This is a genomic window from Okeania sp. SIO2F4, from assembly GCF_010672385.1.
GTDB lineage: Bacteria > Cyanobacteriota > Cyanobacteriia > Cyanobacteriales > Microcoleaceae > Trichodesmium.
Genome location: NZ_JAAHGT010000021.1, coordinates 41,586 through 65,832 on the forward strand (window position 1 = coordinate 41,586; position 24,247 = coordinate 65,832).

31 protein-coding genes are annotated in these 24,247 nt (G+C 35.2%); 22 read left to right on the plus strand and 9 right to left on the minus strand.

Going from position 1 to position 24,247, the window contains the following annotated elements; all coding sequences use genetic code 11:
* Positions 1–102: 102 nt before the first annotated feature.
* Positions 103–813 carry an SWIM zinc finger family protein gene (locus tag F6K22_RS02130; RefSeq protein ID WP_293092751.1) on the minus strand — a complete coding sequence of 237 codons (711 nt, stop codon included), beginning with the start codon at positions 811–813 and terminating at the stop codon, positions 103–105.
* A gap of 269 nt (positions 814–1,082) precedes the next feature.
* On the opposite strand from F6K22_RS02130, the gene F6K22_RS02135 reads away from it, so the two are divergent.
* Entirely contained in the window at positions 1,083–1,325 is a 243-nt protein-coding gene (locus F6K22_RS02135) for a hypothetical protein (RefSeq protein WP_293092753.1), read from the plus strand.
* 1,005 nt (positions 1,326–2,330) lie between these two features.
* Here F6K22_RS02135 and F6K22_RS02140 read toward each other — a convergent pair.
* From F6K22_RS02140 to F6K22_RS02155, 4 genes are all read right to left on the minus strand, one after another.
* Positions 2,331–2,756 (minus strand): helix-turn-helix domain-containing protein, encoded by a 426-nt coding sequence (locus F6K22_RS02140; RefSeq protein WP_293092755.1) that lies wholly within the window; start codon positions 2,754–2,756, stop codon positions 2,331–2,333.
* A 92-nt stretch (positions 2,757–2,848) separates the two neighbouring features.
* Complete coding sequence (locus F6K22_RS02145; RefSeq protein ID WP_293092757.1) at positions 2,849–3,124, minus strand: hypothetical protein; 276 nt, start codon at positions 3,122–3,124, stop codon at positions 2,849–2,851.
* Positions 3,125–3,380: 256 nt separating this feature from the next.
* Positions 3,381–3,608 (minus strand): hypothetical protein, encoded by a 228-nt coding sequence (locus F6K22_RS02150; protein ID WP_293092759.1) that lies wholly within the window; start codon positions 3,606–3,608, stop codon positions 3,381–3,383.
* Positions 3,609–3,735: 127 nt separating this feature from the next.
* Positions 3,736–4,035, minus strand: coding sequence for a hypothetical protein (locus tag F6K22_RS02155; protein WP_293092761.1), 300 nt, complete (start codon positions 4,033–4,035; stop codon positions 3,736–3,738).
* A 377-nt stretch (positions 4,036–4,412) separates the two neighbouring features.
* Between F6K22_RS02155 and F6K22_RS02160 the strand changes: the two genes are divergently transcribed.
* From F6K22_RS02160 to F6K22_RS02210, 11 genes are all read left to right on the plus strand, one after another.
* Positions 4,413–4,655: a hypothetical protein gene (locus F6K22_RS02160; RefSeq protein ID WP_293092763.1), complete on the plus strand. Its 243-nt coding sequence runs from the start codon at positions 4,413–4,415 to the stop codon at positions 4,653–4,655.
* 92 nt (positions 4,656–4,747) lie between these two features.
* Complete coding sequence (locus F6K22_RS02165; RefSeq protein WP_293092765.1) at positions 4,748–5,137, plus strand: ribbon-helix-helix domain-containing protein; 390 nt, start codon at positions 4,748–4,750, stop codon at positions 5,135–5,137.
* Positions 5,138–5,402: 265 nt separating this feature from the next.
* Positions 5,403–6,074 carry a hypothetical protein gene (locus F6K22_RS02170; protein ID WP_293092767.1) on the plus strand — a complete coding sequence of 224 codons (672 nt, stop codon included), beginning with the start codon at positions 5,403–5,405 and terminating at the stop codon, positions 6,072–6,074.
* Positions 6,075–6,206: 132 nt separating this feature from the next.
* Positions 6,207–6,332, plus strand: a complete 126-nt coding sequence (locus tag F6K22_RS02175; RefSeq protein WP_293092769.1) for a hypothetical protein — start codon at positions 6,207–6,209, stop codon at positions 6,330–6,332.
* 60 nt (positions 6,333–6,392) lie between these two features.
* A complete protein-coding gene (locus tag F6K22_RS02180; RefSeq protein WP_293092771.1) occupies positions 6,393–7,784 on the plus strand; it encodes a CHAT domain-containing protein in 1,392 nt (463 codons plus the stop codon).
* A gap of 45 nt (positions 7,785–7,829) precedes the next feature.
* On the plus strand, positions 7,830–8,411 hold the full coding sequence (locus F6K22_RS02185; protein ID WP_293092773.1) for a hypothetical protein: 582 nt from the start codon (positions 7,830–7,832) through the stop codon (positions 8,409–8,411).
* A gap of 41 nt (positions 8,412–8,452) precedes the next feature.
* Positions 8,453–8,899: a hypothetical protein gene (locus F6K22_RS02190; RefSeq protein ID WP_293092775.1), complete on the plus strand. Its 447-nt coding sequence runs from the start codon at positions 8,453–8,455 to the stop codon at positions 8,897–8,899.
* Between the two features lie 18 nt (positions 8,900–8,917).
* Positions 8,918–9,898, plus strand: coding sequence for an AAA family ATPase (locus F6K22_RS02195; protein WP_293092777.1), 981 nt, complete (start codon positions 8,918–8,920; stop codon positions 9,896–9,898).
* A 57-nt stretch (positions 9,899–9,955) separates the two neighbouring features.
* Entirely contained in the window at positions 9,956–11,023 is a 1,068-nt protein-coding gene (locus tag F6K22_RS02200) for a VWA containing CoxE family protein (protein WP_293092779.1), read from the plus strand.
* A 368-nt stretch (positions 11,024–11,391) separates the two neighbouring features.
* The gene (locus tag F6K22_RS02205) at positions 11,392–14,925 is read left to right on the plus strand and encodes an SUMF1/EgtB/PvdO family nonheme iron enzyme (RefSeq protein WP_293092781.1); all 3,534 of its coding nucleotides are present in this window, start codon (positions 11,392–11,394) and stop codon (positions 14,923–14,925) included.
* Between the two features lie 107 nt (positions 14,926–15,032).
* The gene (locus tag F6K22_RS02210; RefSeq protein WP_293092783.1) at positions 15,033–15,893 is read left to right on the plus strand and encodes a formylglycine-generating enzyme family protein; all 861 of its coding nucleotides are present in this window, start codon (positions 15,033–15,035) and stop codon (positions 15,891–15,893) included.
* Between the two features lie 157 nt (positions 15,894–16,050).
* Here the strand turns inward: F6K22_RS02210 and F6K22_RS02215 are convergent, their stop codons facing one another.
* The 4 genes from F6K22_RS02215 to F6K22_RS02230 all read right to left on the minus strand — a co-directional run bounded on the left by F6K22_RS02215 (position 16,051) and on the right by F6K22_RS02230 (position 18,168).
* On the minus strand, positions 16,051–16,692 hold the full coding sequence (locus F6K22_RS02215; protein WP_293092785.1) for a restriction endonuclease subunit R: 642 nt from the start codon (positions 16,690–16,692) through the stop codon (positions 16,051–16,053).
* 410 nt (positions 16,693–17,102) lie between these two features.
* Positions 17,103–17,594 carry a PIN domain-containing protein gene (locus F6K22_RS02220; protein WP_293092787.1) on the minus strand — a complete coding sequence of 164 codons (492 nt, stop codon included), beginning with the start codon at positions 17,592–17,594 and terminating at the stop codon, positions 17,103–17,105.
* Positions 17,587–17,838, minus strand: coding sequence for a UPF0175 family protein (locus tag F6K22_RS02225; protein WP_293092789.1), 252 nt, complete (start codon positions 17,836–17,838; stop codon positions 17,587–17,589). The genes F6K22_RS02220 and F6K22_RS02225 overlap by 8 nt, the downstream gene beginning before the upstream one ends.
* Before the next feature lie 102 nt (positions 17,839–17,940).
* Positions 17,941–18,168 (minus strand): hypothetical protein, encoded by a 228-nt coding sequence (locus F6K22_RS02230; protein WP_293092791.1) that lies wholly within the window; start codon positions 18,166–18,168, stop codon positions 17,941–17,943.
* Positions 18,169–18,425: 257 nt separating this feature from the next.
* On the opposite strand from F6K22_RS02230, the gene F6K22_RS02235 reads away from it, so the two are divergent.
* The 10 genes from F6K22_RS02235 (at position 18,426) to F6K22_RS02280 (ending at position 24,152) form a co-directional block, all read left to right on the plus strand.
* Positions 18,426–18,737 carry a hypothetical protein gene (locus F6K22_RS02235; RefSeq protein WP_293092793.1) on the plus strand — a complete coding sequence of 104 codons (312 nt, stop codon included), beginning with the start codon at positions 18,426–18,428 and terminating at the stop codon, positions 18,735–18,737.
* Positions 18,738–18,747: 10 nt separating this feature from the next.
* A complete protein-coding gene (locus F6K22_RS02240) occupies positions 18,748–18,939 on the plus strand; it encodes a hypothetical protein (protein ID WP_293092795.1) in 192 nt (63 codons plus the stop codon).
* 32 nt (positions 18,940–18,971) lie between these two features.
* Positions 18,972–19,283, plus strand: a complete 312-nt coding sequence (locus tag F6K22_RS02245; RefSeq protein ID WP_293092797.1) for a hypothetical protein — start codon at positions 18,972–18,974, stop codon at positions 19,281–19,283.
* A gap of 356 nt (positions 19,284–19,639) precedes the next feature.
* A complete protein-coding gene (locus tag F6K22_RS02250) occupies positions 19,640–20,146 on the plus strand; it encodes a hypothetical protein (RefSeq protein ID WP_293092799.1) in 507 nt (168 codons plus the stop codon).
* Positions 20,058–20,600 (plus strand): hypothetical protein, encoded by a 543-nt coding sequence (locus F6K22_RS02255; protein ID WP_293092801.1) that lies wholly within the window; start codon positions 20,058–20,060, stop codon positions 20,598–20,600. Before F6K22_RS02250 ends, F6K22_RS02255 begins: the two co-directional genes overlap by 89 nt.
* A 552-nt stretch (positions 20,601–21,152) precedes the next feature.
* Positions 21,153–21,524, plus strand: a complete 372-nt coding sequence (locus F6K22_RS02260; protein WP_293092803.1) for a hypothetical protein — start codon at positions 21,153–21,155, stop codon at positions 21,522–21,524.
* Positions 21,525–21,543: 19 nt separating this feature from the next.
* Positions 21,544–21,729: a hypothetical protein gene (locus F6K22_RS02265; RefSeq protein ID WP_293092805.1), complete on the plus strand. Its 186-nt coding sequence runs from the start codon at positions 21,544–21,546 to the stop codon at positions 21,727–21,729.
* Between the two features lie 358 nt (positions 21,730–22,087).
* On the plus strand, positions 22,088–22,603 hold the full coding sequence (locus F6K22_RS02270; RefSeq protein WP_293092807.1) for an HAD-IIIA family hydrolase: 516 nt from the start codon (positions 22,088–22,090) through the stop codon (positions 22,601–22,603).
* A gap of 549 nt (positions 22,604–23,152) precedes the next feature.
* Entirely contained in the window at positions 23,153–23,416 is a 264-nt protein-coding gene (locus F6K22_RS02275) for a hypothetical protein (RefSeq protein WP_293092809.1), read from the plus strand.
* A 208-nt stretch (positions 23,417–23,624) separates the two neighbouring features.
* Positions 23,625–24,152 (plus strand): hypothetical protein, encoded by a 528-nt coding sequence (locus F6K22_RS02280; RefSeq protein ID WP_293092811.1) that lies wholly within the window; start codon positions 23,625–23,627, stop codon positions 24,150–24,152.
* Positions 24,153–24,247 lie beyond the last annotated feature (95 nt).

Below are 24,247 nucleotides of genomic sequence, written 5' to 3' on the forward strand. Positions count from 1 at the left end.
CTTCCTTGAAGTGTTGTTGAAAAAAAATCAAAATGCTTGAAGCAATAATCAATTTCCCTGAAGGAGTTCAGTTTTTTCTGAGTTACTGAACTCCAGCAGGTGTTATTGAACTAGGTGGAAAGATTTAGCGACTTGAAAGTTGTGAACGTGCAGCACTACTTTTAAGGCGTTCTCTATGTCTGCAAAGTAATCTACAGGTTGAAACGGGCGACGCAGGGCAAATTTTCCGATGTTACCGTGTCGCCAGATTTCTGCTACTTTTTCTCCGTTTTGCGATAGCTCTATTCGGAAATCATTAAGGTTAACTTCACTTATTTTTAGGCTAGTGCTAGCGATCGCCGTATTAACTATCTCAAATAATTTCCGGTTGTTGGCAACTGTTCTGTCTTCAGCAGGTAACGAGCGCTCATAGACAGTCTTTGCTGCTAAGATATGCTTGCAGAGCATCCGGCTATTGTCGTAATAATTGTGATATTTGTGGTCGGGACAGGTGCAGGTCCATTCTCCATATTCTAGAGTTACCACATAGTCTGTATTTTTTTTGGGATTACTGACTATGGCTTTGAAGTCGTAGTTGGTGTTGACTGGCCTGACTTTTAATCCTTTGCTTCGCTCTAGTCTTTCTATTTGAGCGATCGCTTGGTTGAATACTTGCTCTAGGTAGTGGGCTACTTGGCAGTAGAGTTGGACTTCTTGATGCCAGCCGGGGATTTCTGAGCATTTGATGTGGACGATGCCGAGAACATTTTCGTAAAATGTCTCTCGTGCCGACTTGACATCATGGCCAAGTCGGTCTATTATTGTTGTTAGCATGAGAAAAAATCCTTCGTTTTTTCTTGTGTTGACGATATCTGAAGGACATCACAAGCTTTCTCAGGGCCTCGGTGGTGTCCAATCATTTGAGTTCGTAGGAGTAAAATTAACCTCTACAAACACAATAATACTCATGTTAACATGGTATTGCAAGCAATGAACTATTTTAATTATTCTTATCTTTTGGCTAAAAGTATAAGATTTTTTTATGAAATGTTAACATGGTTGCTAAGTTAGTATGAATATTTATAAGGGTTAGATAAGTAGAGATGGCAAAGATTAATAAAAGCAAGAAATCAGTCCCTTACGAAACTGTAATGTGCAAAGCAGAGAGGGAGGGAGGTAAGTTTGTTAGCCCTTACAAGGAACCTAGAGGGCCAGCAATAGCTGTTAGGCTTCCCATATCACTCTATGAATGGGTAGAATCAGAGGTAGCTAGGCGTGGGTGCAGTAAGAGTGAGGTAATTTTGGAGGCACTGAAGTCTTTTCAAGTTCAAAACTTATCAGCTTAAGAAGTTCTGTAGGCTGTTATATTTTTTTTGATGTCAGGCTGAAAAACTACCACATATAAACGTAAAAGTATGAGAGCTGATACTAATGCTTAAAATGGTGGAGTATTTATATGAATTGATATTCTGGCCTCAAAAGTTATTGATTGTTTATTCCTTACTCTTCTGCTTTTGAAAGTTAATCATTGTTCAATGTTCTCCTCAATAAGGATAAAGATTTGCATTTCTTTTCACAAATGCACTTGCTGTAAACCAACTACCCACTAAGTCAAAAATTAAAAATGGGAGTCTTCAGCAATGTTTTTTTTCTAGAGAAAAAAACACTCCCACAATATCAAGTTGAAATTGAGTTAAAGCACTCTTGAACCTGCTTTTAACTTCAGTGTCAACCCAACTAGATTATTTTTTAAAACTGTCAAGAAAATACTTTGTTCTACTCTCGTTTACTCCTGCATTTAGCTCTATATCTATGATAGGTAGTTAACAAAAGAGAATTAATGGCATTGAGGCTACGTATTAAATTTGAAAGTTAACTAGCTATCAGCTTTTTGCAGTTCTGGTTCAAATCCCTGTACAAAGCTTGAAACAATGAGCAAAAACGATTGTTGATTGCTGACCGCTTCTTTAAACAAGAATTATTTGATATTAAGCATAGTAAACAATGTTAATCAATTATTTTTTGAGTGTCAACCTCAATCAAAAAATCAACTTTTTTTGCTCTATTTCGCATTTACCAGAATTGCCGGAATTTCAGGTTTTTACATCCTCCCTCTGGGGAAATTTGCTGAAAATTTTGTCTTGCCGATCAATATGAGCATCAAATTGTTATCTATACAAATTGACTGAAAATAACTAACTTCAACTAAGTATTTGTCTATACAAATTAACCGAAAATAACCAATAATCCTCTCTCATTAGTATTACTTTTTCAAAAAGTATTTAAGTTAAGCAATTTGTTTTTCTGGTTCTTAGTCCTCGATTAGGTGATAGAACATCCGTTCCGCTTCGCTACGCACAAGAAACGTGGACTATAGCCGACCATTTTTTGTCTAACTCCCAAGCTAAACGTTGGGCTGAAGGTGACGGGTTCCTTTTGCCACAAGCCCAATTATTCACACTCACCAACGAAACTCCTAGAGCTTCAGCTAATGCTTCTCTAGAGAAGCCTGGGTATTTTTTTAGGAGTTGAATGGGATTAATTTTTTCTGTGGAGAAAGAAAAAAAGAAATATCGGTTAGGCCATACGTTGATTTGCTGTTGCAATTCCCAGGCCAGTCTGCGGATAGTCCGACATGGGTTTCGTCGCCCGCACATCCAGTCAGAGAGAGCGCTTCTCCCCACTCCTAAAGCTTTTGCTAGCTTGGCTTGGGTTAACCATTGGTATTGCATCAGGAGGGATACTGGATTTGTCTCCTCGAAATGTGTTATATTCATAGTCTGAAAATTTAAAAAATTTGTATGCTATTGGGAAGTTGTTACCTTCCTAGTAGCTTTATTTTTTTTAAGGCAGAGCTACACGCTCTTGTTCACTCTTCGTGTTCTGGGTTATTGTCTACAGCATCAATAGTATCTATAACATCTATTTTTGGCAAGAGATTGTTATATTTGTTTACGAATAAAGCTAGTTCATTTGCCATATCAGCATAATCTAATAGCTTCAAAACATAGGTGCTATCAGTATCAAAATTTTTGCCCCACCCTTTAATAGAGTTAGGGGAAAGTCCAGTAGCACGGCTGATTTCTGCGATAGCTTTTTGTCTGTATCCCCAGTCTTCTGGCTTCAAGCCGTACAGTGTGAGCATCCATTTGTTAAGGTATGCGGTAACTTTCATCTAAGTATCTAATCACTACCAATATATAATGGCCTTGAATTGTCGTTACCTCTGCATAACAATACAATTTCACACTGAGAAAAATAGTAGGTGATAAATACAATTATCGTCTGATGCAACGAGAGTGCATTTTGCTTGGAATTGGCCGATGTAGCTGCCGCTAGGCTCCGCCAACACTACAAAACTCGACTTGATAAAATTAGCTTTCAAAAACTACTTTTACAAGTTATTTTGCAGCTTTGAGGTTCTCTAATTCTGCAACCAAATTTTTCAGAATATCTAAATGTTGCATTTGAAACTCAATCGCAAAACCCTTTCCATCTCGGCTGTACCCCGGACATTTTAAGGCCACAGCCTCGCTATGAGTTGCATTTGATATGTATAACAAGTCGTTAGACGACAGGCTGTAGGAAGTATCTGTCCAGGTTTTGTGTTTTGACTCTGTTTCATTCATAGGGTTGATTTTTTGATTCTCTGGCGTTGGCGGAGCAAGTGCGGTAGCTGTATCGCTATCTTAAAGTTGCCCCTCTAAGAAACTCTACTTTATCTAGCTTAGATAGTAACTAAATGTTACTATTAAGTCAAGTATCATCACCAAAGTGTTTTTTGAATAACTGACGAAATTCATTGATGATGTTGGCCTGTTTAAGTATGACCTTCACATAATCTGGATGCCCTTTAAAATCAGCTCCCCAGTTTTTTATAGATTGTTCGGTAAAACCTGTGACTTTTGCTAGCTCTTCGATACAACGAGCTTTGTAGCCTCGTTGTTCAGGTAAGGTTTTGTAAAGTACAGGGACCCATATTCGACAATAATCTTCAGGACTCATGCCAGTTTTGATATATGAATTAATTTCTAAATGGCATTTTGTTGAAGGCATTGTCTAGAGGTTGTTTTACCAGGACTTTCTATATATGGTAACTTTTAGTTACTATTGAGATGCTTTAAGAGTGGCATTATCAAAATGCACGAATCTCGATTTTTTTGTAATTGACAAGATACAGTTGTTAAGCTGTGGCCTTGGTAGGTCTCGGTTGTTTTTGATTTGTTGTAAGTTTGTTGAGGTACTAGATACGGTGCTTGAGCGCTCTGGCTTTCTCCTACGTTCCCTCTTTTGCTTATAGGTTCATTATATCACAAAGTAGCTCAAGTAGTTCAAGTAGCTCAAAAATGTTAGTAGTGCTAGTAATTCAAGTGACATAAATATTGTAGGTATGCAAGTATGGCAATATAAGCAATATATATAAGTAGTTCAAAATGCCTATAGGGCCTAACTCAACCTCTATCAGGATTTTTTTATCAGAAGAGGACGTCAAATTTAGAAAAAAATTCAAGCAGCTTGTAGCTGAAGCAGATACCTCCATGTCGAAACGCATGGCTATTCTGATAAAGAAAGATATTGCTTACTGGGAAGCAACGGGAAAAATACTAGACTGGGACAAATTAGATGTAGAAGCATTGGAAAAATTTTTCCAGACAGAGCAGACAGAGACAAAATAGATGTTAGAAAATATTTCAAGCGATTACCTCATAGTTAAACTTGAAGACTGTGATGAATTAGAGAATGTAGATAAAAAGAAATATTAAGCAGGATGGCCAATGATGACAGAAAAGTTAAGACCTCCATTGTGTTGTCTCAATGGGCAAAACAGATGATAAAACGGGTTGCAGCTAATGAGGATGTAGCCATGAGCGATTGGATTGAACAAGCTTGCAGAGAGAAATTGATGGATTTAGGTATTTTGCCAGTTCACGATTACAAAGATTTAGCTGATTTGGTAGACACACACTACAATTTGCTCAGAGAGCAAACTCAAATACCTACAAAAAATCTTGACAACATTCGTCGAGGTGGGAGTTGCTCTGAAATTGACTTGTTAAGAGTGGCAATGTGTTTAGATATCAGTGAAACTGATATCCGGAATTTAGCTACAAAATCAACTACTAACTTAACTCAAGAGTATTGTAGCGATGGAGTTTAATGGCAAGAAAGTAGTTTTACCTGGGATGACGAGTTGCTTTGAATCCTCAAACTTGGGCTAAATTGGAAGCTTATTTTGTTTTGAGAGATTTGAGGTTAACGGCAAATGGTAATGTTTCAACCGGAATCTGTTTGCTGAACCAATAGCTACTCCTAGTGATGTGAGGTTGCCTGTGGCATAGGTTGAATTTTGTCAAGGAAGCGATCGCCTTAATCAAAAATCGCGATCGCTCAAACTAAGGTAAATATTATTTCAAAAAAAATCAATGACAAATCATAAATTTAATTTGCCTAACTTTGAGAAAGCAGAAGATTTGCTTAATGATTTATTTGAAGAAGTAAAAAGTAAGGAAAGTGAATTAGCGGGAGGAGAAGCTCAAGAGTTAAAAAGAGGAGCAACTGCAATTCAAAGATTGAAGGAAACTACTGTTACATTTGGCAATCCTCGTAGTAAATTAATTCCTCTTACTGAAAAAGGTTTTGAAGCAAAAGGAGTGGAATTAAATTACGAAATTAAGCAGTTAATGAAGCAGTTTGATTTCTATTCTATGGTTGTGAGCATTGATATAAGACCTCAACCAAGTGTTTTGATTTCAAAATTAGAATGTCAGCTTGATTTTGGTCCTCAAGGAAAAGACGAGCCAATAGTGCATCGTATTATCCCAGATAGTAAATGGCAAACGGTATTAAAGACAGGAGTCAACTTGAATTTAGGACTAGATGCCAATTTAGAAGTGGGAGTTGGAGTTGATGTTTCTGAGTTAACAAAAATAGCTAATCTTCCTGATTATGACAACTTAAAAGCTAATATAGAGACTAAAGATGAACTTAAAGCATTTATTATTTTAGATAGCTTAAATTATAAATTTGGTAAGTTTAATCTTTTGGCTCAAGGAGAAGATAACTCTCAGTGTTACTGGCGAATTGAAGAACCATAAATTCAGGATAAATCTACAGTTGAATTTGACATTATTTTTAAAGTTCCTAAGACATGGGAGTATATTGATTTAATTGGTAATGCATGGATTGAACCAAAGATTGATTGGCTTAATGGCGAATTAAATCATGTAATGACAGCTTTATCAAGTCGTTTAAAAAATGTGTTTGGGAGTCAAGAGAAAGCAGCTAAGAGTTATGCAGTTGGGATAAAAGAAGAATGGATTGGTGAAAAGCAAATTATCTTGCCTAAACCGTAGATGTTTTAGTTCTTTATATTTTATTATTATTAATTTCTGTCAATTTCAGATTTAAGTCTAATGACAATGAATGAATATTTTTATCAGATTATTGTCCCCAATGATAATATGGTTAGAGTGAGAAAATTAACTCCTCAATCAACCGACCCAGAACAGACAACGGGAAAGTTAAATCTCACTAAAATCAATGATAAGATTAGAGAAATTATTAAAGCTCCTGCTAACTTAGAAGCTGGAAAAATCACTAAAGTGGGAGAAGCTTTATTTGAGGCTTTGTTTGACGGTCAATTAAGAGAAGATTTTTTAGCATACTATCAAGAAATTGTTAAAAAACAACAACAAATATTAGCAGTTATTTTGGAAATAAATGAGGAAGCAATGCCAGAAGTGGTAGCCTATCCTTGGGAGTTAATGTGTTTACCTCAGAAATATAATCAGGGTGAAATTTATTTCGCAACTGACCGTAAATTAAGCTTTTACCGCTGTCGATATCAATTAGAAGAATCAGCAAAACTATCTATTAAAATTAATCAAGGTGAACAGTTAAAAATTGCTTTAGTTGTCTCTAAACCAACAGGTGATTCTCAATTAAGTAATGTAGAGTATCAGGAAGTACAGCAATACTTAAAACTTGTAGATAGTCAACAAGAGCAAGTAAAATTTATGCCTGTTATGGATTCTCTGAATTTTTATAGTATTGTAGAAAAATTAGAAGCAGATAAACCGGATATTTTTCATTTTATTGGTCATGGTCAATTAGTTGAGAAAGAAGGAGAAGATGTAGGGCAGGTTGCTTTTGTTAATGAGTTTGGTCAAGCTGATTGGAAAGATGCTAGGATGTTTGGTCAATTGTTTAGTGGTCACACACCTAAAATTGTCATTTTACAAGCTTGTGAAACAGGAAAGCAATCTGAAACTAATGCTTTTAGTGGTGTTGCTTCTCGCTTAATGCAGCAAGGAATTTCAATAGTTGTAGCAATGCAATATAAGGTTTCTAATCAAACAGCAATTACTTTTGTTAAAGAGTTTTATTCAAAAATAATTGAAGGTAATTCTGTTGAGATGGCATTGCAGAAAGCTCGGTTTAAACTAGGTATTGAAAATGGGTATAAGCGAAGAGATTTTGCGATTCCTGTGGTATATATTAATGCTTTAGATGGCTATTTATTTACTTCAGAAGTAAATTCAGTTTCTCCAGTTGCCAATAATGATCTCATAGCCAATAATTCTAGCAATTCTAGACTAAATTCGTTACGAAGACAAAAAGAAGAATTGGAAGAGCAAATAGCAGTTTTGGAAAATCTCCGCAATAATTGTCATCAACAACTTAAAGGAGAGGGGGATAGTGATAAAAGAGAGCAGCTAAGAGTCAAAATGAAAAATTACTTGAAGGAAATTGAGGTTCTATATGATGAGATAGATAACATCGAAAAAAAAATCAATCAAATTTAGTTAAATCTTTAATTATATGTATGTATTAATAATTTAATTACTAAGATGTCAGATAGTCAAAAATTGGAAAGTTGGAAAAAGGAAAAAAAAGAATTAGAAGAACAAATAGCAGTTTTGGAAAATCTCCGCAATAATTGTCATCAACAACTTAAAGGAGAGGGGGATAGTGATAAAAGAGAGCAGCTAAGAGTCAAAATGAAAAATTACTCGAAGGAAGTTGAGGTTCTATATGATGAGATAGATAACATCGAAAAAAAAATCAATCAAATTCAGTTAGATGACAAAAGCTTGAGTCCAAACGATCATTTAGACAATCCTAACAATCAGCAACAGTTAAAATTTGATGAGTGTTTGCCTTATATCGATTTTGATAAAGCTTTAAATGCTTTTAAAAAAATTATGGCTAAGTTAAATGGAGAAGGAGATGTTGCTTTATTCCTCATTGAAGAAAATAATGATAAGGAGGGAAATTTATTTTTAAGAAGACTGAGGAATGATTTAGCTTCTAATAGTTACAGGCAACATTTTCGTCTCTGTCATTCAACATATACTTCTGGTAATTTTGAAGGATTAATCAAAGGAATAGGTGAATTTTTAAACGTCACAAAAGAAGAAATTACTAATTAGTTATTAATAAAATAAGTGATTCTTTACAAAATAATTCGTTTTTGTTTATAGAAATCAACTGTGATATTCTTGACCCAAGTGACATCGACTCATTCATTCCCAAGTTTATTAATTTTTTTTGGAAGCCTTTGAGAGAAAAAGTAAATGAAGTAGCTAAGGATTATAAAGGAATTAAAGTTGTAGCTGTAATAATTTCTGATATATTACTTAATTCCAGATTTTCAAAAGAGGAATTATCCTGCTATTATAATCGTTCTCTGAGGGTCTTTTCTAGGGATAAATTAGTCAAAATACCTTTAGAAAAATGGACACAGACAGATATTGCGAGATATTTGAGATGTGCTAATTCTAGTTTAAAAACACCGGAAGTAAACAGCATCGCTAAAAAAATTTATAATGCAACCAATAAAGGATCGCCTACAAGTATCTGTAGAGCTTTAGAACAAGAAAAATGGCAAACTTTAATATATCCAACCCGTACCTGTTAAACAATTATGGATTCAAGCATGACTTACCATTTTGAAAACAACCCTAAAAAACGTCCTTCTAAACCTCATCCTGATTCACCTACAAAAGTTGAACCTTATATTGCACCTGATGAGTTAATTGATGCAGTAAATTTAGCTATTTTTCTGCGTCGCCCCCTATTATTAGAAGGAGAAGCAGGTTGTGGTAAAACTCGATTACCAGTTGCAGTTGCTTATGAATTAGGATTACCATTCTATCGTTGGGATATTCGCTCAACTACGAAAGCACAAGAAGGTTTATATGAATATGATGCTATTCTTAGACTTCACGATGTTCAAACTCAAAAATTAGAAACAGAAAATAATAATACCAGAAATCCCAGTAATCCTGAAGATTATCGAAGTTTTGGAGCAATTGGTAATGCTTTTCGTTCAAAAGATTGTCCGGCAGTAGTTTTAATTGATGAAATAGATAAAGCTGATATAGATTTTCCTAATGATTTACTAACAGTTTTAGATGAACCTTGGGAGTTTAAAATTAGAGAAACTGGAGAAACAATTACTGCTGAAACTAATTGTCAACCTATTGTAATTATTACCAGTAATAAAGAGAAAGGAAATTTACCAGCTCCATTTCTACGTCGTTGTATTTATTATTATCTGAAATTTCCGGAGCAACCTGAGCAACTTCAAAAAATTGTTGATATTCACTATCGATATAAACAAGAGTCAGAAGTTCCAGAAAAAATCAATACTCCACATAATGAATTAGTACAACAAGCAGCTAAACTATTTATTAAAATTCGAGCCAACAAAGGATTGTTTAAAATTCCAGGGACAAGCGAATTTTTAGATTGGTTAGATGCACTTTGCAGTTGTCAAACAAAGCAAAATCCTAAGCCTCCTTATCCTATTAATGAGTTAGAAGAAGAAAAATTAATTCCTTATCGAGAGTTAATATTTAAAATTCGTCAAGATTGGCAAAAAAATACAACTTTTCCTCAACTTAGTGATTCATAAATTTTCTCAAGTTTGAACTAACTTTCTTGATTTTATAATAAAATTTTCCAATCACTCATGTTTGAACCTAATTCTTATTTAACTACTCTTTTTTACCGTTTGCGTGAAGGCGGTTTTAATTTGAGTATTAGGGAATATTTTTCAGTAAAAGATGCAATAAAAGGAGGTTGGGGAACTAAAAGTAAAGAAGACTTTAAAAAACTCTTACGCTTGCTATGGTGTAACTCTTGGGAGCAACAACAGCATTTAGCTGTAATATTTGATACTATTGTCATTGAACCGGAAAAAACTGAAGAAACAACACCAAATCAACCTCCAAAAATTCAAAAAACTGGGAATTATGACCAATTTGACTCAGATTCATCAACTCCTACTTTTCCTACTACACCAATTGAACCCTCTTCAATAGAAATAACTAAACCAGCGACTGAGAAGTTATCGCCATTACCCGTTACTAACCCTCAACTAATACAAGAATATCAAGATGATGCCGAATTTTATACTTATTATCCCATTTCTCGCCGTTCTATGGTTTATAGTTGGCGATATTTACGTCGCCCCATTGCTGACGGAGTTAAGGATGTTTTGGATATCAAAATGACCGTAGAAAAAGCTACAAAACAAGGATTTTTCTTACAACCTGTTTACCGTCGGCGAGAAAAAAATCATGCTCATTTACTAATTTTAGTAGATCAGGAAGGTTCGATGACTCCCTTTCATCATTTCAGTCGAGACTTAGTAGAAACAGCTCAATATGAAAGCTCTATAGAAAGAGTAGATGTTGCTTATTTTCATAATTTGCCAGCAGAATACATTTATCAAGATCGTTTCTTAACCGATAAAATTGCCTTAGAAACTGTTTTAAATCAATGTGATAGTGAAACTAGAGTTTTAATCGTTAGTGATGGGGGTGCTGCTAGGGGATATCGTCACCGAGAAAGAGTTTCAGCAACAACTGAAGTAATTTGGGAAATTCAACAACAGACTAATCTAATAGCATGGCTCAATCCTGTTCCTCAACTACGTTGGAATAATACTACAGCTAGTATTATTTCTCATTTAGTACCAATGTTTTCTATGAATGAAGAGGGTTTAAGACAAGCTATTATGACGTTGCAAAGATAATATCGAGACTTTAGAAAAAAATAGTAAAAAAAGATATAATGTATACTTGATAAGTATTTTACGTTAAGATAATATAGAAGATAAAGTAGTAATTCTGGTTCCAATAAAAAAGAAGAAAAACAACTGTACCTCAGTAATTTTGGAAACGTTATAACTTTGAGTGGCGATTTTTTTTGTCTATAAAAGTGTTAGTTATAACTGATGTAAGAAACTATTTTAAAATTCCAGAGTGGTCACAATTTATAAGTGTTATATATTAATATTTTGTGAGTATTAATCCTGGAAATAACCTAAATAATTAATATATAAATATCTTTCTGGGCAACAGTTTTTTTGCTGGTGTTGAGATAAATCCTGGAGGTTTAATAATGGTTCAATTTCAAATTAAAGCAGATAGCGATATTCCTGCCTCAAACCAATTATTTAATCAAATTCGAGCTGCCATAGCCTCCCGTCAGTTTCCTCCTGGCTATCGATTACCCAGTACGAGACAACTTGCGATGCAAACTGGTTTGCATCGCAATACTATAGCTAAGGTATATCGTCAACTAGAAGATATTGGTCTTGTGGAAGCTCTAGCAGGTAAGGGGATTTATGTCAAAGCTCAAGGTGATGAGGGGTCGAAGTTAACATCTCCTATGAGTAACAGATATCCAGATATAGAAATGACTGAAATAACAGATGAAATTATAGCTCAGAATAAAGTAGAGCGATTTCAAATTAAAGCAGATAGCGATATTCCTGCCTCAAACCAATTATTTAATCAAATTCGAGCTGCCATAGCCTCTCGTCAATTTCCTCCTGGTCATCGATTACCCAGTACGAGACAGCTTGCCAACCAAACTGGTTTACATCGCAATACTATAGCTAAGGTATATCGTCAACTAGAAGATATTGGTCTTGTGGAAGCTTTAGCAGGTGAGGGGATTTATGTCAAAGCTCAAGGTGATGAGGGAGGGCCGAAGTTAACATCTCCTACGAGTAACAAATATCCAGATATAGAAATGACTGAAATAACAGATGAAATTATAGCCCAGAATAAAGTAGAGCGATTTGTCAGTCGCTTTGAGTCTTCCTATGAATTGTTAGCTTGTCATGTAGCTTTACCTCTAGTATTAACTCCAGAATTAGTTAACTATCTTAGAATTGAGTTTCTCAAAAGTGAAAAAGTTCCTTGGATTGCTGAAGCTGATTTATTGTTATCTAATCTATGTCGTCCAGTTGGTTATGAACTCTATGTAATGGATGAAGGAGTGAGAGCTTATTTACTACAAAAACTAGCACAAGACAAAAGATTTGGTCAGAAAAGAATTAAAGAGATTGCCCGTTTATTACTGAGTTATGTTCAGCATTTAGCTAAAACTAATCCTTTTCTGGGAATGAAAGAGTTAGAAACTCAGAAATGGGGAGCAATGTTATATTTAGACACAGAGCAAACTGTCCGAGAAATAGGTACAGCTATATGTGAATGTGTAGATCGAGCAGAATTGGCTCGTTTACTCAAAATTACTGAAGACTTTAAACAACAAATAGCTTCATCAGGCCAGTTTCAGGATTTTTTAGATTATGCTCAACTTTGTAGTGAGTTACTTAGAGAACCTGAAAAAGTTAAACTAGAACAAATCGCAGACTCATATCAGGTAGCAGGACTTGAATTAAGTGTACCAGAAAGTATTAACATCTCAATACTAGATTTTCTTAACTTAGACAATTTAGAGTCGTTTGAATTTACAGCTAAAGTTGGTAATATTGTTAAATTAAAAACTATTTTATTAGTTGAAGACGAACAAGAAGTAATCCAAGAAGTATCAAAAAAATTATCATCCCAATATGGCATTACCGTCAGAGGAACAGATAGTGTCAATGAAGTTATTCAATTAGCAGAATCAGGTGAAATTGACTTGATTTTAATTAATTATTGGTTACCTAATAGTAGCTATCAAGACAGACCAGTTAATGGGTTTGAAATTATCAGGATTTTGAAGGCTAATTCTGATATTTATCCGAGCTTACCTATTGTTGGTTTCTCCTCTAATATTAAAAGGTTTTTACCTCTGAATTTAGTTGATGAATTTGTTAAAAGTGGTGCAAATGGTTTTTATTATAAGAAAGAATTGTTGCTTAATAATGATTATCAAAAGTTCGTTAACTATCTCGAAGAAATATTTGCTCAAGCTCTTGAAAATACATCCTCTCAACCAGGAAAGAATTACGGTATCCTCATTGGCATTAACCAATATAACCATCTACCAACCCTCCGATACGCGGTTACAGATGTAGACGAAATAAAGGCTCGATGTGAGTTCCAAAACTTCAGTAAAGTTGACTTATTTTCAGATGTAACTTCGGTAAAAGTCAAGGAATTTTTGGCAGAGAAATTTGAGCAGCCATTTCTATCAACAGAGGATAATTTGTGGTTTTTCTTTAGTGGCCACAGTCGGTTAAGGCAAGGTGTAGACTATCTGATGTTAGTAGATAGTAAAACTGAGGAAATCACAGAAACAGCCATTTCTGTTAATTCTCTTGTAGAACAACTTTTTTCTTCAGGTGCGGGAAAGGTAATCTTGTATCTGGATATGGATAGATTATCAGGAGATGCTTCTTCCACCTCTAGTTATCTTTTACCAATTAAAAATTATCAGGGACTTATAGTTTTCTATGCTTGCGAACCTAATACCGCAGCTTATGAAATTGAGCAACTTCAGCAGGGAAGCTTTAGTTATGCTTTATATGAAGCCTTATTGTCAACCCAAGGAAACTTAAGTATAAATCAACTTGAGAAGTTTTTGATTGATCGCGTTCCTGAACTTAACCAACAAAATAATCAACAGACGCAAACCCCACAAACATTTATTTCTCCTAGCAACCTGGCAGAATGGGTTCCCTTTCCTTCAGATTTGCAGGTTTTTCAGCACACAACACCAACAGTTAATCGACAGGGAGAAACTATTAGGCAAAATACTAAGCTTGCCCAATATTTCACTGAAATTCTTGCAGATGGCATTAACCTAGAAATGGTAGCTATTCCTGGTGGTACTTTTACAATGGGGTCTCCTGAAAGCGAAAAAGATAGTAGAGACAGAGAACGTCCCCAACATGATGTAACTGTTCCTCCCTTCTTTATGGGCAAATATCCCATTACTCAAGGACAGTGGAGAGCGATCGCCTCTCGAACAGACTTAAAAGTAGACCTAGATTTAAACCCAGACCCATCTGATTTTAAAGAACTATATCAAGGTATAGATAGATGGAAGAGACCAGTGGAGAATGTAAATTGGTATGAGGCAGTAGAATTTTGTGAAAGACTCTCGAAACTAACTCGAAAGAATTATAGACTACCAAGCGAGGCCGAATGGGAATATGCGTGTCGTGCTGGAACGACTACACCCTTTCACTTTGGAGAAACTATCACAGGAGACTTAGCTAATTACGATGCGTCAAGAATTTATGCTGATGAACCAAAAAGACAATATAGAAAAGAAACTATCCTTGTAGGTCAATTCCCTCCCAATGCCTTTAGATTATATGATATGCACGGAAATGTATGGGAATGGTGTGCGGATGACTGGCATAATAATTATAAAAATGCTCCTACTGATGGGATAGCTTGGCTTGATAGTAATAAAAGGGAAAATATGAATAATAGACCTCTCCAGGAACCAAGGTCTGAAAACTTTTTCAAAAGGATGAGAAATACAGTATCAAATATTTTTAATCAAAATGAACCAGAGCCTAGGAGTAATGATAATGATGAAAAAGAAAAGTATACCGTGCTGCGTGGCGGCTCCTGGGTCAGCTATCCTCATGACTGCCGTTCCGCGTGTCGCTACTTCAACCTTAGGCGCGGCAACCACATCATCACTGTTGGTTTTCGTATTGTGTGTGGTGGCGGGAGTGAATGAAGTCAGAAGTCAGAAGTTTTTATGAAGTTTGAAGTTTTTGGGATAGGGGAAATAATTTGAGTAATCAACAAATTTCAATTCAAGAAAGAACTAATAATTAACAATTAATGAAAACTCTTCCAATTAAACGTCAAAGCAAAAAGTTCCGAGGATACAAGGAATATCTTGATAAAGATAGAAAGGTTCCTCTAGAAATGGTATTAATCCCTGGTGGAACCTTTACGATGGGGGCACCAGAATCTGAAGAGGGGAGTACGAGCAGAGAAAGACCCCAGCATAATGTAACTATCTCGGCGTTTCTAATGGGGCGTTACCCAGTTACTCAAGAGCAATGGAGAGCGATCGCTTCCCAAACAGACTTGAAAGAAAAAGAGGATTTAGACCAAGATCCATCTAATTTTAAAGAATCATACCAGGATATAGATAGATGGCAAAGACCAGTGGAGAATGTGAATTGGTACGAAGCCGTAGAATTTTGTCAACGACTCTCAAAACTAACGGGAAAGAATTATAGACTACCAAGTGAGGCTGAATGGGAATATGCTTGTCGTGCTGGAACCACAACTCCCTTTCATTTTGGAGAAACTATTACAACAGATTTAGCCAATTATCGAGGGATGGACGACGGAGAATGGTCTGGCTCTTATGGAGAAGGACCAAAAGGAGAATATCGTGAGCAAACTACACCTGTAGGCTATTTTGATGTTGTCAACTCTTTTGGACTCAGTGATATGCACGGAAACGTTTGGGAATGGTGTGCAGATGAATGGCATGATAATTATGAAAATGCTCCTAGTGATGGCACACCTTGGCTAAATGGTAATGATAATCGTTCACCGCTGCGTGGCGGTTCCTGGACCGACTTTCCTAATCTCTGCCGTTCCGCGTTTCGCTACGACGACGATAGGCGCGACATCCACTACCTCAATTTTGGTTTTCGTCTTGTGTGTTCAGGCGGGAGTGAATGAAGTCAGAAGTCAGAAGTTTTTTTGAAGTTGTAAATTTGAGAGTTGGGAAATAATTTGAATAATCAACAAATTTCAATTCAAGAAAGAACTAAGAAGTTTGCGGTTAGAAGTTAAAGCTTGTACTTGGTTAGAAAAACAATTTAATGTGAGTATAACTTTAGCTAATAGATTGTTGATTAGCTATTTGACTTAAACTTTTAAGGATGCGAAGAACATCGAAAAGTTCATTGCCAGGATTACGAATAGCAAACATTTTTGACGTAGAATATTGAGGAATTTCTGTTTTGACTAACTTAACGAAAATGAAACTACCACCCGTAACAATTAAGCCATAATTAGGATGTTCAGCATGGGGACTAGCTAATAGATAAGTTAACAATTGAGCCAGACCAGCTTCTATAGAAAACTCGGCTCTTTTTGACTCAATAATCATTACCCATAGCTTTTCTTTCATAACAAGAGTATCAATTCGACCTCTAATAATTACTTCTTTATCTGCTAATTCTAAATTAACAGATTGTTCAGAACGAATGTGATAGGGATAAAGAAAAAATTTGCCGATAAACAGAATCGGATCGACTATTGCCATTCTGACAATATCTTCTAAAAAAGGTGGATTTTGTAATAAGTTAAAGTATCCCTCCTGAACTTGATTAAGTAGTTCTTTTTCTAAGTCACTAATCTCAGGCAAATTATCTTGCCATTCTCGAAAAAATTGCTCGTCTCTGATTAACTGTAAACCTAAATTATCAATCAAATATCGGAGAGTTACTTCTTGGGATTGAATAGTTTGAATCATAATTTTGAATTAAATTACCAACCTAAATAGGAGTATCAGATTTTGATGCCATTTCAGCTTTAGTCATAACTTTTTCCAGACATTGTAGGCGAAACTTTTAGCGTAGCGACCAGACCGACCGCCCCCTTTTAAGTTATCAAATTTTAATAGATTTATTCGCGTTCGTGTAGGGTGAAAATTTGAGTAAAGCCACCTAAGACTTCGCGGTTGCCGACTGTATTAAATTCAGAAAAAAACATCATCAATTATTCTAGCTTATATAATGTATAGTAATAGTGTCTACTACTCACAAGACATAATAAAAAATAATTATAAATAGAGCATTTATATTTGATAAACTATAATTTATCATTTCGGTTAAACCTCTTTATAGTTATCTGAAGTTGTAAAAAAGAACAAATTTACTCTAGTTATTTTTGTTCTTCTCCAGCCCGTTGTAGAATCTTGTTCCGAGTCGATGATGCAAAACGAAATTTTAAAGTATCTAATCGATCTAAAATAGGTTTAACTCGTTCCAAATATCCCCTTTGTTTTGCTTTGAGAATAACCCCTAATGTACCGATATACTCTAGTTTTAATAACTGAGCATAACGTCTAGCTAAACCATCATCTAAAATTAATAAACTTTCAGGTATTTCTAAACCTAAAGCCAATGCCTCTCGCTCTCCTGCTCCTAACTCAGTCACGAGAGGTAAAATAGCTTTAGATTGAGCTGAACGAATTTCAATCCACGAAATAGAATAAATATTTGGTAGAGAAATTCCGAGAGAAAGACCAACTGCTAATTCATCAGCGACAGATTCAGGAACAATAATTTGACCATATAAATTAGAGAGTAAATCAAGTAAATTAGTTTGGTAAAGGTATTGAATAGGTGAAGTATTAACAACAATATTAGGCACGTCTCAATTCCTCAGTCAATTCAGCTTCAGTGAGTTGAAAAGTGTCTACACCATAATCAGCTAATTTTGTTAAAAATAGGACTTTGGGAATTCCAGCTAAATTTGCTGCAGCCCCAGAAGAAAGACGACCTAATTCATAAAGTTTAATAGCAGCAATTAGTTGCATTTCTTGACTAAGTTGTTCTGGAGTTAATTTTAACGCTAAGGCTGTTTCTTCAGGTATATTAATAGTTAGTTGATACATAGGTAAAATGTATTTTTTCTTCAAATATTAATTGTGTGAATCGCTCAAACTAAATGTGGGCTTTTTAGTTTTAAGGTGCAAAAAAAACAGAAATACAATTAATTAATAAGTCAAATTCCCATATTTGTCTTTGACGGCATCTGTAATCAAATGCCTCAAGAAATTTATGCGCTCTTCTCTGGGTAAACTTCTTAAGATTTTATCTACAGATTCTTCTAGCCTAATACATATAGGTCGTTCCGCTAATTTTTCCAGAGGAACGTCTGATATTGGTTTAAAGTCATGGGCGTGAAAATTGTCGCTTTTTGGTGTTCTATTCCCTTTTGGCATGGTTTTTCTCGCAGTTAAAATTACTACTATTTAAAGAATACCTTTTTTAGCTGTATACGGCGATATATAAAGTAAAGTAATTAAATCCCAGGAATTTTCCAAAAATACTGATAATAAAAGCTTGTATTTTTGCTGTATACAGCGATAATATAGAAATATAGAGGAAAAAAAAGCCTCTACAAAAAACTGAAAGGGACATCACCATCCCCGACCAAAGTTTGTGTGATGTCCCGCCCCTAACTAAATAGGAGACTATTATGATAGCTCAAGAAAGAATTGTAACACAAGTCTCACCTCAACCAAAGCTAGTCGCTGCACCACCCGTACAGAGACCTCAGAATAACAACTGGCTCTACTACGGTACAGATGAAGCATGGCTGAAGTATGACTATTCAGATTGGTTGGAAACTCCATACGGAGGACCTGAAACAACTGCATACAAACTGCCACAATATGAGGAAGACTTAGACTGCTATTCAAATGAACCGGGCAAGACTGATGAGCAGATTTGGCAGGAAGTAGAAGAGTTTGAAGCATTCGCATCCTCCGATGACCACGACGAATTCTAGAGAGTGAGCCATGACAAGCATAGAGGCAGCAATCGCTGCCTCTATGGAACTGGGTAGAATAGTCTACCCAGAATACATAGAGGCAGTAGTGAGGGTAGGTGATAATATCTGTATCATCACTTCAGAATCAATAATTGTTATACCGACAGAAGCATTTCAGAACTACATAACTGATTGGTTAGATGCACTCATCGTGCGTTAACCTTCGTCACCACAAATAAAGGAGAAAACATTATGGAAACATTGCCAGCAGGGGCAAAATATACCCTCTACACCATAATAGGTTCCGATTGGAAAGGAGTGAATTTTTACTCTTCCATTGAAGAAGCAGAGGAAGATTGGAAGTACGAACTTAAGGAGGGAGAAATTAAAAAAATCCGCCCCTCAAAGATGTGGGAAACCAGAGGTGGAAATTTAACAGATACTGTTTATGAATGTGGCGATCGCAGCATTCTCCAGGCAGTAGACGGACACATAGAGGTTTTTGTCAACTTCAAAACTGAAACAGTGCGGTTAAAGCGTGTTAAGTATAAATCAAATTCCTAAGAATTTAAAGGCTACAAAATACACAAATTGAGGATGTTTTTGAGATGTGACGCAGTTGAATCTCAAAAACATCCAGGCGGAAGTCTGAAGGCGGCCAAGAGCCTTCAGCTATTCGCGATGTTCCGCGAATAGTTTTGGTGTATCAATACTTTTGCCAAAAAACTTCTACACCCTTTTGAAACCTTTGAAACCATTATCCCACAATTCTTTAACCCATGCTTATTACCTCGTATGTTCGCATAGTATCAAGAATTGTTCGCACACTTTATTGCACATCCACCTGGATGTGCATTTTAATAGAAATATAAACAAGTGAAACCTGTGATACTACCCCCAAGGAGGTGATAGTAAAAGAAGTGCCAGTAACAACCAAAAAAGGTGCAACAATTGTCTATATAAATAGCTATAAAGTTAATGGAGAACAGTTTTTTCAAAAGAAAAAACTCAGAGAAATATTAGGAATTTCAGCACCCAAAACCATATCTGACGACTTAGTAGCAGTAGGCGAAGAGAAACCTCCTTGGAACTGGGAAACAGTACGCAAGCTAATTGGATTAAAGCTATTCCTAGCAATAAAGAAAGGGAGTCACGAATATAGTAGAGCTACCTATTCAGCACTAATAGAACTAGGAAAAGAACAGTTAAAAGCCATAGATGAAGAGCAATTAAAAGCCCTAAATGAAGAAGACTTAAAAGCTATTAGGGAAAGACCATTAAACATCGTATTTCACAAGTACAAAATCGACATAGAAAAGGAGTTTCAAAAAGTCAAAAATGAGTACGAAAACCATCAACAACGGACAACATTCAGTTACCGAGCCAACCGCAGAAGATTTGATACAGCAAGCACACAACAAAACTAAGCAAAAATCAACTAATGGCAATCAAAAAACTCACACAAATAGCGACAATGAAAGCTCAAAAAATTTAGTTGAACCATCAGTACAACAAACCTTGAGCAACGCCATAGTACAACAACAGGAGGGGTTGAAAGAAGCAAGTCAATTAGCCCATTCTATAAATGTTCAAACAGGAATAACAGAAGCCGAAAACGAATTTACAACTAGACAAACTGCAAAAGCTCTACGCACACTTCAGCTAGAAACTAAAGCTAAGTTAACTACAGCAATGCAAATGTCAAAAGGGTCTCAAGAAGTGCATAATTATCAAGAACTTACCGGGGTTGAACAAGTAGTAGATATTTTCTCAAAAGTACAGAATGAAACTGATGCATCTTCTCTGAAAAAAGAAGCCGAAAAAAAATTAGCAGAACTGGGATATCTGGGGGAAATGCCGAATTACTTCTCCCTTGGTTAATAGCATCAGTAGTATCTCCTGAAATAGTAGCTTTAAAATCTGAAATAGAGCAACTAAAGCAGGAGTTATATAACAGAAATAACAACTCAAATATACACCATAAAAAAAAGGAAAACAACTATCAAATAGAAGACGCAGTTTTCTTAATAACCGGATTCCCAGGAATATTTAAAACGGAATTAATGACTCAAAAAAACTGCCAAAATATGCCAATAAACCCTCAATAATTGTTTTGGTTATCGTCAGTATCAAAATTGTTAATTATTAACAATAAACTGGAACTACCCCGGAACTTGCATCAAGCAGTAGTTCCACCGGAATCCTAGTCATATCAATATGTTCCACTCTCAAAGTTCCAGTTCCACTACCATAAAATTCACAAAAACTCAGGAGAAATCCATGAAACTAATTATTAAATTTTTCCATCTGATTTCACGTCAAGTAGATAAATTTTTTAATCATCAAATTGTTGACGATTTTGCTCTAAAAATGGAATTATTAGGCAGATGCTCAATTTGAAAATTCGCCTATTATAATGGAAATATTAGGTCGATGCTAGCTCCAAAAAAAGTAAATTATCGCGAGTATATCAATAGTTATGAGTGGAAAAATAAAGGTAGAATATTTATCAAAAGAGTAGGTAGAAGATGCCAAATTTTTCCCTGGATTAAACTGACAAAGTACAATATACATCATTGTACTTACAAAAACTTAGGCCAAGAAAAGTGGAATATTGACTGCATAGTTCTATCAAAAACCGCTCATAATTTAATTCATGGTTGGTTGGCAGGTTCTCTAACCGTTATTAGAGTGTCAGAACAAAATAAAAATCCCAAAAATAAGTACCCGAATATTCTCCAAAAAATCATTCATACCTATGCACGAATTGTCGGAATTTTGTTGTATTTGAGTAAATTTATTTAGGAGGAAGACAAGAATTATTATGGATAAGCAATACATTACAAAACAAGCAAAAATCGCTCAAAAAACTGATAATGAACTTGTGAAAAAAGATTGTTATTGGCGTATTCTGAGTAATAGTGATTGTCCTGATTTATCAGAAGATGGAAGTCTGACAACATCTCAATATCAACAAGCTGAACAAATCTGTAAAGAGAGCAACAATTAACAATTATTTTGTCATAGTTAACTTGATCAATTTTGCCAAAAAATAATCAGTAGAAAAAATGACAACTAACAAAGAACAATTGCAAGAAGAATTAGAAGGCCGTTTACAATAAGCTGCGAGAGAAGCAGGATTGGTAGATGAAAATGTATCCATGAATGAACTACCACCTGAAGTACAAGACAAAATAGCAGAAACTTTTCCTCAAGTAACTATGGATTTTTTAATAGAAAATTCTAATTCAAAAAATCAACAACAAACTTAAATGTTTAAGGGATAAAAATTCCCACAGAAACTTGAAAAAAGTTCAACAAATTATTTCTATTAGGAAACAGACAACGATTGAGGACATTAAATAAAAATGCAAGAAATATTATTTGTGGATTTAGACGGCACAATTCGCCGTTCTAAGTCAGGAGAAAAGTTTATTCAATTTCCACAAGATCAGGAGGCAATTCCAGGGGCAAAAGAAGCGATAACTAAATACTCCACTCAGGGGTATTTGATAGTGGGTATAACAAACCAGGGTGGTGTAGCAGCGAAACACAAATCATTAGATGATTGTATTAAAGAGCAGCAAGAAACTTTAAAACTGTTTCCAGAAATACACTCAATCCTCTTTTGTCCAGATTTTGAAGGCACTCAATGTTACCGCTGCTACAGAGATAAATATTTTGATTGCACTACCCACTATCCTCGACTACTGGGACATTATCGGAAACCAGGTTGCGGTATGATCGATTATGTTCTGACTGTCAACGAAATTCACCCATCAGATTGTCTGATGGTAGGCGATAGCTTGGAAGATGAAGCGTGTGCGGAAGCTGCTGGTGTTACCTTTATAGAAGCTGAGAAGTGGCGCAGTACAAGAATGTAAACAGTTGAGTCAATGCTGCATCTTTTTTAGTACAAATCGTCGAAAACACTAGGAGAAATTAACCATCTTCCCATTTGGCAAAAAAAATAAGAAGACACAACATACACAAATCGGAATCGTAAATTCAACCGATAATTTAGACCAACAAATCGGAATTATTAATATTGATGATTCCCAGAGCAATAATTCCGATAATTATGACAATTCTCAAGGTATTTCAGAAGGCATAGTGAATGAGCCAGGAGCCATAAATCATGGTACTCAAATAGAGATAATAAATTATTCAAGTAATCAACAATAAAGGAGGATTAATTTCATCATGTTCTGGTATTTAAAAAATGACAAAAATCCCCAAAATCAAGTAACTAAAGTTGTTATTATGCAGTAAATTAATGTTAGTTCCAACAAACATTATTGATGATGATAGTAATACTCAATAAACAACTACAACATCAACAACTACAACCATAAATTTTACCAATAAAAGTACAGGTGCAAGAGAACAATAAACCATGATTGCTAAAAAGTACAATTACTACATAAATAATAATGGATAACCATTTAATAACCCCACCGGATGGAGTAGGAGTAGGAAACTATGAATATAAAGGTCAAGTTCCTGGGTTTTGGGAAAACTTAGCTATCTGGCTTTGGAGTCACCTAACCGCCGTATTTAAAGTTGACGAAAAAGAGGCATTAGTCAACCCAAACCTCGATACAAATTACACTCAATTAGACCTAGAAAATTATGGAAACTTAGAGGATATTCAGCATTATGGCAATATTGAAGAAGTCACACTATACTTCGACTGAGAAACAAGTTCACGGGCTCTTTAAATATTTAATTATACAAGAACAATGTGGGTTATTAGGATATATCTTTAGAACAGTTATTCTTAAACCTACAAGCTTGTCCTTAAGTATCATGTTAGTTGTATCAATATTGGGAATATTTTCCTATTACCAACTACAACCAGAACCTGTCAATGCCGAATCAAAAACTTGCATTAAATAGTGGAATATGAAAGAGCAAACTGACCAAGAACTGTTTGAATTTATCAAATGGTTTAAAGACAATTATCAACTAGACATAAACCATTTTGAAATTAAGTTGCTGCTTAAAGCAGCAGAAAATGCCAATCTAACAGTAGATCCTCCTACGAGAACTGCATTAGCAGCTCTAATGAAACAACATAATCTTACACCAGAAAACACGGTGAAGTTGTATTTAGATGCTCAGAGTCAAAATAACTCGTCTAACTTTGTTGATGAGTTAATAGATAAAACAGTGCAAGGAATTAAGCCACAAATTTCTGATGCTGTAATTATCGCTAAAGCAGAAATAACTGCTATGTTTCTGGAGGAATTTAATACTCCAGGCGGTGGTTCTCAAGTAGACGATTTTGCAAATCAGTATAAAAGCCAAGTCAGCAGTAGTTTGGAGTCCAGAAAGGAAGCTTTGAATCAAAGATTTAATAGACTTTTGAATGCTCCACCACCCCCTACTGTAGATGAAATATTAGAGTTGTTGGGAAATAACTTAGGTTAGAAAAAAACTCAAACGAAAACTTGATATATTTCCTGAGTAATTTGATTACTTATGCTGCTATCAGATATAAGTTCCATAATCCAGTTGCTGTTAAC